At 43.1% G+C, this 14,072-nt stretch carries 8 protein-coding genes and 1 pseudogene; 5 read left to right on the top strand and 4 right to left on the bottom strand.

Annotated features, from left to right (window positions below; translation table 11 throughout):
• Nucleotides 1–43 precede the first annotated feature (43 nt).
• From D0T87_RS15765 to D0T87_RS15750, 4 genes and pseudogenes are all read right to left on the bottom strand, one after another.
• On the bottom strand, nucleotides 44–613 hold the full coding sequence (locus D0T87_RS15765) for a DUF4251 domain-containing protein (protein ID WP_163176102.1): 570 nt from the start codon (nucleotides 611–613) through the stop codon (nucleotides 44–46).
• A 63-nt stretch (nucleotides 614–676) separates the two neighbouring features.
• Nucleotides 677–2,104, bottom strand: coding sequence for a Na+/H+ antiporter NhaC (gene nhaC / locus D0T87_RS15760; RefSeq protein ID WP_163176101.1), 1,428 nt, complete (start codon nucleotides 2,102–2,104; stop codon nucleotides 677–679).
• Between the two features lie 433 nt (nucleotides 2,105–2,537).
• Nucleotides 2,538–3,104: a 30S ribosomal protein S16 gene (locus tag D0T87_RS15755; RefSeq protein ID WP_163176100.1), complete on the bottom strand. Its 567-nt coding sequence runs from the start codon at nucleotides 3,102–3,104 to the stop codon at nucleotides 2,538–2,540.
• A 159-nt stretch (nucleotides 3,105–3,263) separates the two neighbouring features.
• Nucleotides 3,264–3,722, bottom strand: a pseudogene (locus D0T87_RS15750) (Na+/H+ antiporter NhaC family protein); the annotation flags it as partial.
• Between the two features lie 163 nt (nucleotides 3,723–3,885).
• Between D0T87_RS15750 and D0T87_RS15745 the strand changes: the two are divergent.
• The 5 genes from D0T87_RS15745 (at nucleotide 3,886) to D0T87_RS15725 (ending at nucleotide 14,070) form a co-directional block, all read left to right on the top strand.
• Nucleotides 3,886–5,043 (top strand): glycoside hydrolase family 105 protein, encoded by a 1,158-nt coding sequence (locus tag D0T87_RS15745; RefSeq protein ID WP_163176099.1) that lies wholly within the window; start codon nucleotides 3,886–3,888, stop codon nucleotides 5,041–5,043.
• Nucleotides 5,044–5,062: 19 nt separating this feature from the next.
• Nucleotides 5,063–7,186, top strand: coding sequence for a glycoside hydrolase family 2 protein (locus tag D0T87_RS15740; protein WP_163176098.1), 2,124 nt, complete (start codon nucleotides 5,063–5,065; stop codon nucleotides 7,184–7,186).
• Between the two features lie 90 nt (nucleotides 7,187–7,276).
• Complete coding sequence (locus D0T87_RS15735) at nucleotides 7,277–8,719, top strand: alpha-L-fucosidase (RefSeq protein ID WP_163176097.1); 1,443 nt, start codon at nucleotides 7,277–7,279, stop codon at nucleotides 8,717–8,719.
• 77 nt (nucleotides 8,720–8,796) lie between these two features.
• Nucleotides 8,797–10,191, top strand: coding sequence for a Gfo/Idh/MocA family protein (locus D0T87_RS15730; protein WP_163176096.1), 1,395 nt, complete (start codon nucleotides 8,797–8,799; stop codon nucleotides 10,189–10,191).
• A 573-nt stretch (nucleotides 10,192–10,764) separates the two neighbouring features.
• A complete protein-coding gene (locus tag D0T87_RS15725) occupies nucleotides 10,765–14,070 on the top strand; it encodes a TonB-dependent receptor (RefSeq protein ID WP_163176095.1) in 3,306 nt (1,101 codons plus the stop codon).
• Nucleotides 14,071–14,072: the final 2 nt, after the last annotated feature.

Here is a 14,072-nt window from a genome sequence, read left to right as displayed (position 1 = left end):
TAAAGTCATAAAAAAGAATAAGCTTCGCTATGGCACGTTCCTGTTATAAGGAACGGCCTTTGAAAACGCTTGATTCTTCTAATGGAACAATAACACCCGACATGGTTGTGCGGTTGGAGTTGAAGTTCGGATTGACATCGGCTTCGGCTGTGTTGTCGCCTTCGTTCAGTCTCATACTGACTTGGGCGGAGATACCGATTCCTTGTATTGCAAATGTATAGGTGAGATCTCCTCTTTTGGTGGTCTTGATCTTAGCGTTTGATATTGTACCGTCGACCGTGATTCCGCCAATTCCGTTTGGGCCGGAGCGCATGGTGTTGAATGCTAGCTGTACGGTTGCTTTTTCGCCATTTACCATAATGAAATTGGTGAATGAGGTTACGTACACGAATTGTCCGCGTTTGAAGGTGATTTTGTCGGCTTCGAGTACAAACTTTCCTTCTTTAATGGCGTTCATTGCTGTTTCATAGCGATATGTGGCTTCGGCTGCCTCTTGCGCTTTTCTTTGCGCTTTTAGTTCTTTTTTGCTCAATTGAGGTTCCTGGGCATTCAGTTTTGTTGTTGTTCCTGTGCCCATAAGCAGAATCAGCATTGGGATTATAATCTTTTTCATAACAGATTTCTTTTTTATTAAATAGTTGATTATCTGCCAGAACAGCAGGGGTGGTGAGAATGTTCATTTCTTCCTGACTATTTTGTATCCGATAGCTGCGATGATAATACTCATCACGGGGCTTAAGATATTAAAGAAGCAATAGGGGAGGTAGGTCAGCGTGGGGACATTGAGCACTGTGGCCTGTGTCATACCGCAGCTATTCCAGGGAACTAACACGGAGGTGACGGTTACGGCATCTTCTGTGGTACGGCTAAGTAACCGGCTTTCGTAGCCTTTTTCTTTATACACGTCGCGGAACATGTTGCCGGTCAGGACGATAGATATGTATTGGTCGGCCGTTGCCAGATTCATGAATAATCCGGAAGCAACGGTGGAGGCTACCATACTTACGGTTTTCTTCATAAAGCGTACGAAAACGGAGGTGATGCTGCCTATCATGCCGGTTGCTGTCATGGCTCCTCCGAAGCACATGGCGCAAATGATTAGCCAAATGGTGTCCATCATACCACTCATCCCGCGGGTGGAAACGAGGTCTGTGAGTGCCGGATTGTTTGTTTCCAGACTGGTGCTGCCGTAGTATGTCATCATCATTCCTTTGAAGGTGGAGGAGGCGTCGGTAGTGCCCGAGGCGGATATTTCGTGTAATAAATCGGGTTGGAATATCACGGTGCATATCCCTGCCATGGTTGCGGATAGGAACAGGGTGATGATGGGGGGGATGCGTTTGGCTATCAGTATGGCAGTGGCAACGGGGACAATCAGCAACCAGGGGGTAATATTGAATTTGCCGTCGAGTGCGGTCAGGAAGGTGGCGATTTGTCCGGTGTTGCTGGCTTCATGCGAGAATCCGGCTATGGCGAATATAAGAATGGCGATAAGAATGGATGGAACGGTGGTGATCAACATATACCGGATATGTTGGAATAGGGGAGTGTCTGTTATGGAAGAGGCCAGAACGGTTGTTTCCGAGAGCGGGGATATTTTGTCGCCGAAATAAGCACCCGATATAATGGCTCCGGCTATCCAGCCATCATCAAATCCTTGTGCTTTGCCGATGCCCATTAAAGCAATGCCGATGGTGGCAATGGTGGTCCAGGAGCTGCCTGTCATGACAGAAACGATGGCGCAGATGATGCAGGTGGAGGCCAGGAAGAGGCTGGGGTGAATGATTTGAACGCCGTAATATATTAATGTGGGGACTACGCCGCTGATCATCCAGCTTCCGCTTAGTGCTCCGATAATTAATAGTATGATAATGGCGCTGATAACGCTGGTTATATTGTTTGTTATGGCGAGTTCGAAGTCTCTCCAGGGAATGTTGTAGAATACGATGCCGATGAATACACATATGGCTGTACCCGTCAGCAAGGATATCTGGCTGGCCCCACTTAAAGCATCGGAACCGAAAATGCGGATAGTGGTGAAGAGTAAAAGAACCAGTATAATAATCGGAATACAAGATATGAATGGTGAAGGTACTTTATTCATTTGCAATTAGGCGATTTACGATTGGGTGATTCAAATGGTTAATGTATAACTCTTATAACGGGTCGGGCAGAGAATTGTTTTTAGCGAATAGAGCACTGGCTTACTGAGTTTCGGGCAGTAGGTCAATCTCTCCCAGGCACTGGCTCAATCTCTTTCAGCCAGTAGGGCAATCTCGTGCATGCAGTAGGTCAACCGGATTTAACCGGTGCATTGGTTAGATTGATCCAGTGCATCGGGGAGATTGATCCAGTGCGCGAGTCGGATTCATCCAGTGCCTCAGCCCAGCTGAGGCACTGGATAAAGATCACTGAGCCAGTGCCTCATTTCCTGGTTATAACTGTTATACAAAGGTAAAGGTATAAAAAAAAGGAATACTTCATACGAAATATTCCTTTCTATTTTTTATGATCTCATTCTAAATGAGTGTGCCGAATTATTCGGCAGCAGCTTCAGGAGCAGCTTCTGCGGCAGGAGCTTCTGCTACTGGTTCTTCAACCGGTGCAGCTTCTTCTTCTACAGCTGGTGCTGCGGCAGCGGCTTCAGCAGCTTTCTTTTCAGCCAGCGCTTTAGCTTTTGCTTCGTTTACTTTCTTCTCAGCGTCCAAACGTGCTTTAGCATCTGCTTTCTTGTCAGCTTCTTGTTTAGCTTTCAAAGATTCAAGACCTGATTGCTTGTTTTTCTTCCAAGCTTCGAATTTAGCTTCAGCTTCTGCTTCGCCGAATGCGCCTTTAGCCACACCGCCAAGGAGGTGTTTCTTCATGTAAACGCCTTCGCGAGAAAGGATGTTACGTACAGTGTCAGTAGGTTGTGCACCTTTAAGTACCCAAGCCAGTGCGCTGTCGAAATTCAAATCTACTGTAGCAGGATCGGTGTTAGGGTTGTAAGTACCAATCTTCTCTGTAAATTTACCATCACGTGGTGCTCTGCTGTCTGCAATTACAATTGAATAAAACGCGTAACTTTTACGTCCGTGTCTTTGCAATCTGATTTTAGTTGCCATTTAATAAAGTTTTAATTATGGATTTGAATTAATTGCTATTATCTCGTAATAGCGGCGCAAAGGTAGGGGTTAATTTTGAATTATGAATTATGAATTATGAATTATTTGTTTGACCTTTAGCTTTTTGATTATCTTTTTAGTATTATAATTCATTATGAGTATCCCGGTTTTTGTAGCCAGTCCGATGGCTACAGGGGTAAGCGCAACGATGGTTCCCACGCTGGTACCAATGGCCAATGAAATAAAACAAGCAGCAATAAATATGCCTGCAATCAACAGGTTATCCGGTAAAAGTAGCAAAGTCAGGTTTACTGTGGCATCTATGGCTCCCATTTCCTTGGCACTTTGTGCGAAAGCTCCGGCCAGAATGAATATCCATATCATCAACATGATATTTTTATTGGATGCACCAACCGAGAACTGATATACCCGTTTGTCCAGAGGCAGCCCACGAGTAATGGCAATGGCATAACAGGATGAAACCAGGAAAGCTACTGTTATGGGTACTTTATAGAAGTCATTGACAATTATTGAAGTGACCAGATACAGGCATAAGAAAACAAACAGCGGGCTCAGCGCCCACCATCCGGATATCTTTTGAGGCTTTATTTCCTTCATTATATACTAGCGCTATGATTTTTAAGTTGCAAAGATAAAGATTTGCAGTGTTTTTTGCTGTTTTAACGAATAGAGAAAAAGATAAATCAAATACAATAAGACGTTTTAGGGGCCAGAACGTAATTTTACCGTCGGAATTTAATCGCAAAGAGAACATTCGCCTATGAAACCACATTTAAAATATCTTTGTTCACTCATTTTGTTGACCTTATCAGTTGGATGCGTCAAAGGCAATTTGACAGATAAGAACCAGGTAATCCACCTTTTAGATAAGATTACCGCTTATCAACTAGAGAACTTCACTTATTTACCCGCCGGGGAAAAAGGGAACCACCACGATTATGGTATTGATGCCTGGACAAACGGGGTACTGTACTTAGGGCTATCTCAATGGATGGAAATGTCCAACCATCCGGACCAGATACAAGATTGGCTTATGAAAACAGGTACAGAAAGTCGCTGGGCTATTCCTGCAAACTTCGCTCAATATCCCAAATACCAATATTATCACGCTGACGAACTCTGTATCGGACAGTTCTATCTTTATATGTACGATAAATATAAGTCCGAAACCATGCTGACTTCGGTTCGTGAAAGGGCAGACTGGATCATGTCAAACCCACCTGACACCAGCATGAACTATCGTAATAAGCAAGCCTGGAGCTGGTGCGATGCCCTATTCATGGCCCCTCCGGTATACGCCCACCTGTCTCAGATAACCGGCGATCCGAAGTACCTTATTTATATGCACAATAACTATCTGCGTGCATATACACATTTGTATGATCCCGAAAACCGTTTATTCTTCCGCGATGACAGTTACTTCGATAAATTCGAAGCCAACGGAACAAAAATATTCTGGGGACGCGGAAACGGTTGGGTATTGGCAGGTATAGCCAACATTCTGCAACTGCTTCCTGCCCATTCGGAAATAAGGCCATTCTACGAAACGCTTTTCGTGGAACTATCCTCCCGCTTGTGCGAGCTGCAAAGCCATGACGGATTCTGGCATGCCAGCTTACTGGACCCCGACAGTTATCCATCGCCCGAAACAAGTTCTACCGCATTAATAACCTACGGGCTTGCTTATGGTGTAAACAACGGACTGCTGGACGATTCCTATCTGCCTGTCATCCTCAAAGCCTGGAATGCGCTGACTTCTGTAGTCGATGAAAATGGTAAAGTAGGCTGGGTGCAACCCATCGGAGCCGACCCCAAAAAAGTTACCCGCGATATGACCGCCGTATACGGTGTTGGTGCATTCCTTATGGCGGGCAAAGAGATCATTAAACTCCACCAGCAAGATGCCGGTGCCAAGTAACCAATAAATAACCCATACAATGATTAACAGACATCTCTTATTTCTAATTCTATTTCTATGCTTCTTCCTGGGGAAGAGCAACGAATTGTACGCCCGTGAAGTCGCCTCTTTTAATGATGGGTGGACTTTCAAAAAAGGACCTTTCCAGAAAGATCCCATCCTGTTCTCTACAAGTTTCGATGCCAGATGGACGGAAGTGAAAATTCCACATACCTGGAATGCAATTGATATGCAGGATGATAAGAATAACTATTATACAGGTGAAGCATATTACAGGAAAGAATATACTCCCGATATTTCACTCAATGGCAAACGTATATTTCTGCGCTTTCAGGGAGTCGGCTCGGTGGCCGAAGTCTATGTGAACAATGCCTATGCTGGAAACCACAGAGGAGGCTACTCTGCCTTTGCCATAGAAATTACCAAACTACTCAAATACGGACAGTCGAACCAGATACTTGTAAAAGTCAATAATACCCCCCGTCCGGATGTCGTGCCTGTCAATAATACACTTTTTCCGGTGTATGGCGGCATCTATCGCCCGATCGAAATCATAGTCACAAATCCTATAAATATTACTGTTACTGATTATGCTTCCCCCGGTATATATATCAGCCAGAAAAACGTAACAGCTAAATCAGCCGATGTAAATGTCAAAATCAAAGTGGAAAACAAACAGAAACAGTCAGAAAACCTCCGGATATCTACTACCATATATGAAACTAACGGAAAAATAAAGGCACAACAACAAACCCCGGTTGAGGTTTTACCACAAGGACGCCAAACTTTTGAGCAAAACTTCGTGGTCAAAAAGCCGCACCTGTGGCAAGGATTGGAAGATCCCTATTTGTATAAGGTTGTTGTCCAAATTCTTTCGGATGAACAGGTCATCGACGAAGTTGTCCAACCCTTGGGCGTGAGGCATTTTGAACTAAAAGCCGAAGATGGTATGTATCTGAACGGAAAGAAAGTGCCTATGTACGGTGTTTGCCGTCATCAGGACTGGTGGAGAATGGGTAGCGCACTGACCGACCGCGAGCACGAAACTGATTTGTCGATCATAAAAGAAATCGGAGCTACCACCATCCGTCTGGCACATTACCAACAAGCCGAATATATGTATGCAAAAAGTGATAGTCTGGGTTTTATGGTTTGGGCAGAAATTCCTTTTGTAAACAGAGTTAGTACCGAAGAAGCCAATAACGCCAAGCAGCAGTTGACAGAACTAATCCGCCAAAACTACAACCATCCATCTATTTATATATGGGGATTGCATAACGAGGTGTATACCCCTTATGATTATACGCTGGCACTTACAGCCGAGTTGAACGATCTGGCCAAGTCGGAAGATCCATACCGGTATACTGTTTCGGTAAGTGGATATTCTAAAGTGGATCAGGCTTCTAATCTCAATGCCGATGTCCAGGGAATTAACCACTACTTCGGTTGGTATGGCGGCAAGATTAGTGACATTGAGAAATGGGTTACAGGAATGGAAAAGGATTTTCCGGGATATAAGATTATGTTCTCCGAGTATGGTGCCGAAGCCAATATCCACCAGCAGGAAGAAGTGGTTGGCGAAGTGGGGCGTTACTTCTCCCAATTCTATCCGGAAACATTTGCTACCAAATTCCATGAAATACAATGGGGTGTAATATCCCGCCATCCTTACCTGCTTTCTTCCTATATCTGGAATACTTTTGACTTTGCCACCCCTGCTACGGCGCAAGGAGGAGTAAGGGCACGTAATATGAAGGGGTTGGTCACCTTCGACCGGAAAATTAAAAAAGATCCTTTCTACTGGTATAAGGCCAATTGGAGCAAGGAGCCTGTATTGTACTTAACCCAGCGGAGGGCTACTGAACGCGAAAATCAAATGACTCCTGTTACTATTTACTGTAACGTAGGTGTTCCCCGCTTGTATGTAAACGGAACAGAATTGAAGAATTATAAAATAGGAGAAACACCGGTACATTATATTTTTGAGGATGTTCAACTCATAAACGGTGAGAACATTGTTGAGGCAAAAATAGAACATAAAGGTGAAATTCTTGAAGATAGGATAACATGGAACTATTCGCCCGATAACAAGCGCGATTGGAGCAAGCCGGTTGAGAAAACCAAAGAGCACATCGGGTTGTAGGGGCGGTTCGCGAACCGCCCAATACGCAGAAAACAATTTTCGGGCGGTTCACAAACCGCCCCTACAAATATCATAAAATAAAAGATACAAATGAAAAAGAACCTTTTTTTAACCCTATTCCTCTGCCTGTTTACTGTTACAGCACTTCAGGCACAGAACAAACGTTCTTCCATACCTTTAAAGCATGGAGCACACCGCATAGGTAAGCGCACGGATGCCGAGATGCAACGTTGGCGCGAGCACGGACTCGGACAGTTTATTCACTGGGGAGTATATGCCATTCCTGGTGGTACTTGGGAAGGTAAATACTATCCGGGAGCAGCCGAATGGATACGTTCATGGAAAGAAATGCCTAAAGATGCTTATGATAACTTGTACAAGCAGTTCAATCCCACCGCCTTCGATGCAAAAAAATGGGCCAAACAAGCCAAAGAGATGGGTGCCAACTACATGATCTTTACTACAAAACACCATGATGGTTTTTGCCTGTGGCCAAGTGCGTATACAGATTATACCATTGCAAGTTCTCCTTATAAGAAAGATATTGTTAAGCAAGTGGTAGATGCTTATACCAATGAAGGTATTGATGTACACTTGTATTTCTCTATTATCGACTGGAACTATCAGGGATACCGTTCATCTCCACCAGTGACAAGGCAAGACAGTATCTCCTACGAGTCATTTAAACAGTTTACCCGCAACCAACTTATAGAACTCCTCACCAACTACCCAACCATCAAAGGCTTGTGGTTTGACGGAAGTTGGGATAAAGCATGGATGAACGAAGCCGCGTGGGTAGATCAATTGGGTAATGAACTGCGTGCCATGCATCCAGGTCTTGTTATCGGTAGCCGTTTCCGTGCCGACGAATTCGGTAAGCGCCATTATGATACTAACGGGGATCTGATTGACGATTACGACCAGACCTGGGAACGTGATCTGCCTAATTCGATCGAAGATCTGAACGGTAGCGACTGGGATTGTGTAATGACAGTACCCGAAAATCAATGGGGATACCATTCCGAATGGAGAGGTTATGTTAAAACCGACTATGATCTGATAGAGATGATGGTTAAAGCTGTTTCTATGGATGGTAACTTTGTGATCAACTTCGGACCCGATGGAAAAGGAAATATCCGTCCCGAGGAAACCGAACTGGCGCAGAAAATAGGGGAGTGGATGAAGGTAAACAAAGAAGCTATTTATGGTACGCATCACTCGAATGTGAAGAAACAAGATTGGGGATATTTTACTCAAAAAGGCAATAAACTCTACTTGTGTGTATTCAACAAACCCATCAACAACCGATTGATGATAGAAATCCCTAAGGGAGGTATAGATCTGCTGAAAGCCTGTTTCCTTGAAAATAATCAAGAAGTGGAAATTAAGAGTGCAGGCCGGAACAAACGTAATAGTTCGTTGTATCATGTGGTTCTGCCGGATTCATATCAGGTTGTCCGCCCTTTTGTGATCGTTGTTGATACGGAGCAAAAGGGTAGTGATAAGGATGAATACCAACAAGCTAAAATATAATTGAAATGCGTAAAACGGATTGAAAAGGAGTGATTTACTGTATAAAAATACCAAAAACTCAATAAACAATAAATATAATGAAAAACAAGAATCTTTCTCTTATTCTCCTCCTTTGCCTTATTCTGGGTATAAGTAGTTGTCGTACAGATTCATCTTCTGTAAAAATGATAAAAACACCGGTTCCTGCCCGTCCGGCTGGGCAAACCGATGTCTTGAGATTACGTTGTGATCCTATTCCTACAGTACGTGTGGCCTTTATTGGTTTGGGCATGCGAGGTCCGGGAGCCGTCTATCGCATGACACATATGGACGGTGTAGAAGTTGTAGCACTTTGCGATGTTGAGCAAAAGAACGTGGAGCGTGTAAACGCCCGGTTGGAAACACTGGGGGTGCCCAAAGCCCAGGAGTTTTACGGTGATACTTCCGTATGGCGTAAAGTCACCGCTTTACCCGATGTAGACCTTATCTATGTGGCAACCGATTGGAAAAGCCATGCCACTATTGGCATTCAGGCCATGAAAGACGGTAAGCATGTAGCTATTGAAGTACCTTCTGCTATGACAATGGATGAAATCTGGGGGTTGATCAATACTTCCGAGCAAACACGCAAACATTGTATGCAACTCGAAAACTGTGTATATGATTTCTTCGAACTGACCACACTCAATATGGTTCAGCAAGGTTTGCTGGGAGAATTAGTGCATGGCGAAGGTGCTTATATCCACGAGCTAAAATCTTTCTGGGATACATACTGGGAAAACTGGCGTATGGAGTATAACAGACATCACCGGGGCGACCTTTATCCTACCCATGGGTTAGGTCCCGTATGCCAAGCTATGAATATCCATCGCGGCGACAAATTGAATTATTTGGTTTCGGTAGATGCCAAACAATATTCAAGCATTAACCATATCAAAGAGAAAACCGGCGAAGTGGTTACGGATTTTAAGAATGGCGAACATACTTCTACATTGATCAGCACAGAAAAAGGCAAGTCAATTCTTATCGAGCACAACGTAAACTCTCCACGTCCTTACAGTCGTATGTATCAGCTAACAGGTACAAAGGGTTTTGCCAATAAATATCCTACCCAGGGATATGCTTTTGCAAAAGGTAGTTTGAGCGAAGAAGACAGCAATCATGAAAACCTGAATGCGCATCGCTTCGTTTCTGACAGCCTGAGAAAAGAACTGATGACAAAATACCAACACCCCATTGTAAATGATGAACTGGTGGCTACTGCCAAAAAGGTAGGTGGACATGGAGGTATGGACTTTATCATGGACTACCGTTTGATCCACTGTTTGCAGAACGGTCTGTATCTGGATATGGATGTGTATGACCTGGCAGAATGGTGTTGTTTGATTCCGCTGACAGCTCTCTCTCTGGATAACGGTTCTGCCCCAGTCGAAATTCCGGATTTCACCCGCGGAGCATGGGATAAGTTGGAGAAACTGGAGTTTGCGCAGTAATAAAGTATACAATTCGCCAATGCCTTACCACTGAGTTGGCAAGGGGAGGGAAAAGGTCTAGGGCATACCACTGTGATGCCTAGGGTATCATAGTGGTATGCCCTAGGCATCACAATCACCTCAATCAAACAAAGTAAAACCTGGAGAGTGACAGGGGAAATTCCAGGAAGAATACGGGAAAATCAACCCAAGGATGGTCAGAAAATTATGCTCCGGACCTTTGATTAAAAACATCGGATGATTTACAGTAAAAGGTCGGATGATTTATAGTCGATGGTCCGACCCTTTTTCCACTAAGAATAACGGAATAGTCAAACAAGTAACGTACCCAATTGCCATAATCATTTAACTGAATTTGAGTAAAAGAAAAATTTAATGCAGTAAGATGCTTTGTAGCCGATATTGTACGTTTGTATAGTGTAATTTAAACCTTATTCCCTTTGGGAAATACCATATTAATCTATTACTAATTAAAAACCGAATAATAATTATGAAATATGTAACCTGAAAAATTTAACTAGGCTAGAGAATTCTTAAAAGTTAAACTAATACACTAATTAAGCAATCAATTTTATGAAAAATGCAAAGAAACATGTTAAGATTCAACGTGGAAAAACCTGTCAAACCCTGATAGGCATTCTATGTGTTCTTTTTGCAACTATCGGGATTGTTCAAACGGCATCGGCCGGTAATAGTCCTGATGTAGATAAGTCTGTTACTGGTATTGATCAGAATAAACGCGTTACAGGTATAGTTAAGGATGACACTGGTGAACCTCTTATCGGTGTGTCGGTACTTGTAAAAGGTACCACTCATGGAACCATAACTAACATGGATGGAGGATTTGATCTTCCGATAGAAAATGCTAACTCTGTTTTGGTATTCTCTTATGTAGGATATGCCAATAAGGAAGTACGGGTAGGCAACCAAACCACTCTTAATGTTATAATGAGTGAAGATGCCGAACTGTTGGAAGAAGTGGTAGTGATTGGATTTCAGTCGCAAAAGAAAGTAAACCTGACGGCGGCTGTATCCAATGTCGATGCTAAATCATTCGAAAACAGACCTGTATCCAATATTGGTCAGGCACTGATCGGAGCTGCCCCTGGTTTGAATATCAATATTGAAGGAGGAGATCCGAACAAGGTTCCCGACCTGAATATACGTGGAGCTACCACTATCCGTTCCCGGAAAGATAAAACCGGAGCTACGGCCGACGCTGATAAAATGGATGTTATTTCGGGTAAACCCCTTATTCTTTTAGATGGAATCGAAATCACGAACGAAGACCTGAACCAGATCAACCCTGCTGATATTGATAATATATCTGTACTGAAAGATGCCTCGGCAGCCGCTATCTATGGTACCCGGGCTACGTATGGTGTTGTTCTGGTACAAACTAAATCGGGAACCTTCAACCAGAAGGCAAGAATAAACTATTCTTATGACATATCATGGGATAAACCGGTAGGCCGCCCCGATATATTAGACTCATATCATATATACAAAGCCGGACTGGATAAGGAATTGTGGACCAAAGGCACCCAATATACCGATGAAAATGAAACGATGTTGGAGCATATGCAGGCATATATCAATGACCCTGTAAATAACAAACCATATTACATGACAGACGGACTTAATAGTTCCATTAAGTGGGTTGGAAATACGAATCCTTATAAAGAACTTGTAAGAGATTGGACCCCAACACAAAAGCATAATTTCAGTATCAACGGTGGAGGCGACAGGATTGCCTATAACATTTCGGTAGGTGCGCAGAATCAGGAAGGAATGTATAAAATAAATCCTGATGATCTGACACGTTATAATATGTCGCTCAGCCTTACAGCTAAGGTAACCGACCGATTTAAAGTCACTACGAAAGCGGCCTATAATATTTTTAACTACAAGTCGCCAACCAAAAGAAGCGATGGTGACCTTTGGGGATCGGTAGGAAAATATTATCCTGAACTGAACATATATCAACCCCTGATTACGGCAGCGGATGATCCAGTGCCCAATACACCTACAGAAAATCAGGCAAGTTTCCTTTACTCGAGCGGACGTACTTCCACCTCCAGAAGGTCAACGATCCTGTCTATATCGCCCGAATTTATAATCATACCGAATGAGCTGATTATTAAAGCCGATCTCTCTTTGACACCTATTACCTATAAAAGAGAGTCAACATCACCCAGACAAGGTAGGGTAAATAATTCATGGCAAGAACTTGAGTACAGATGGGCTGAAGAGAATACAGGAAATATTACTAAGTCGACCACCGACCGGTATGCCATAAACTTGTATGCCAATTATACAAAGACATTCGCAAACGACCATAATGTTTCTGCCTTGGTCGGCGTAAACCAGGAAAGAAATAAATACTCACAAAGCTATATCGGTCTGGTGAAAATGCTTGATCCATACATCCTGAATCCGGCTTTGGTGGAAGATGCAACTAAGAATACTTCTTCCGTAAGCAACTATGTAACCACAGCACGAGCCATTTTCGGACGTTTGATGTATGATTATAGAAGTCGCTATTTATTTGAATTCGATATTCGCTACGATGGTAGCTCCAAGTTCCCGAAATCAAATCGTTTTCAAACCTATCCTACATTCTCACTAGGTTGGAGAATCTCGGAAGAGAAGTTTATGCAAAAAACAAAAGACTGGCTCGATAACCTGAAAATCAGAGGATCGTGGGGCGAACTCGGAAGTCAGCCGGGCAGTGAATATCCATATCAGTCTGTATTTGGTCAGGAAAATGCTTACTATTATTTTGGCGGTGAACGTTTTGGTACGGGTATTACGCCACCAAACATTCCGAGTCCCCGGTTAACATGGGAGAAAGCCACCTCAACAAACATTGGGGTCGATGTAGCAGCTTTACAGAATAGATTAGAAGCCTCTTTTGATATATACGAAAGAACAACATCCGATATCTTGTTGGCCGGTGGTAAGGAATACCCCGCATTGGTGGGAGGAACACTACCTTGGGAAAATGGTGGAGAATTAAGAAACCGCGGATGGGAATTCCAAGCTAAATGGAGAGACAGGCTTTCTTGTGGACTTAACTATAATATCGGTTTATCTATATCCGATTATAAAGCAAAGGTTACAAAAGACCCTTCTAACGAGAAAAAAACAATCGGAGACGGAAAAACATATGCAGGCATGTATGTGGGCGAAATATGGGGATATGAAACCGGAGGAATTTTGCAGAAAGAAGACTTTGAACTGGATAGTGAAGGTAATCTGGTATTAAATGGCACAAGTCCAATATATCATGGTCCGGTATTCAATAACGAAATAGTATATCCTGGCTACTTATGGTACCACGATATAAATGGAGATGGTATTATTACGGCAGGACAAAGCACGGTAGATGATCCGGGAGACCGGCGTATCATTGGAAATAATACTCCCCGTTACCGCTATTCTATCAACCTGGGACTTCAATATAAAGGGTTTGACCTCGATTTGCTATTCCAGGGTGTAGGAAAAAGAGATTACTGGGTTGAATCTACCGAAATGTATTGGGGAAAAGGTGCAGGCTCATGGGAATATTATAACAATTCGTGGATGCCCGATAGAACCAATACCAAGTATCCGATGTACGGTAGCGAAGTGGCCGGAAGGACACAAAGCGGATATCTGTTGGATGCATCTTATATATCCTTGCGTCAGGCCGTATTGGGATATAGCTTACCTAAATCGCTTATAAGTAAAATCAAACTCAATAAGGTAAGGATACATGTATCAGGTTATAATCTGTTTACCATATCAGACATACCAAAATACTTTGATCCGGAGTATATAAGGAGTTCTTATCCAGCCAAGCGTACTGTGGCTTTAGGTGTTCAAGTTGGATTTTAATA

It is taken from the genome of Bacteroides sp. 51 (assembly GCF_010500965.1).
Taxonomy (GTDB): domain Bacteria; phylum Bacteroidota; class Bacteroidia; order Bacteroidales; family Bacteroidaceae; genus Bacteroides.
The sequence above is the reverse complement of the archived record's forward strand: the minus strand, read 5'-3'. Positions and strand labels throughout refer to the sequence as shown.

What these genes read in the sequence shown, in the direction of transcription:
- D0T87_RS15740 (WP_163176098.1), top strand. Translation starts at nt 5,063, where the DNA reads ATGATTAACAGACATCTCTTATTTCTAATTCTATTTCTATGCTTCTTC.
- nhaC (WP_163176101.1), bottom strand. Translation starts at nt 2,104, where the DNA reads ATGAATAAAGTACCTTCACCATTCATATCTTGTATTCCGATTATTATA.
- D0T87_RS15725 (WP_163176095.1), top strand. Translation starts at nt 10,765, where the DNA reads ATGAAAAATGCAAAGAAACATGTTAAGATTCAACGTGGAAAAACCTGT.
- D0T87_RS15730 (WP_163176096.1), top strand. Translation starts at nt 8,797, where the DNA reads ATGAAAAACAAGAATCTTTCTCTTATTCTCCTCCTTTGCCTTATTCTG.
- D0T87_RS15745 (WP_163176099.1), top strand. Translation starts at nt 3,886, where the DNA reads ATGAAACCACATTTAAAATATCTTTGTTCACTCATTTTGTTGACCTTA.
- D0T87_RS15735 (WP_163176097.1), top strand. Translation starts at nt 7,277, where the DNA reads ATGAAAAAGAACCTTTTTTTAACCCTATTCCTCTGCCTGTTTACTGTT.
- D0T87_RS15765 (WP_163176102.1), bottom strand. Translation starts at nt 613, where the DNA reads ATGAAAAAGATTATAATCCCAATGCTGATTCTGCTTATGGGCACAGGA.
- D0T87_RS15755 (WP_163176100.1), bottom strand. Translation starts at nt 3,104, where the DNA reads ATGGCAACTAAAATCAGATTGCAAAGACACGGACGTAAAAGTTACGCG.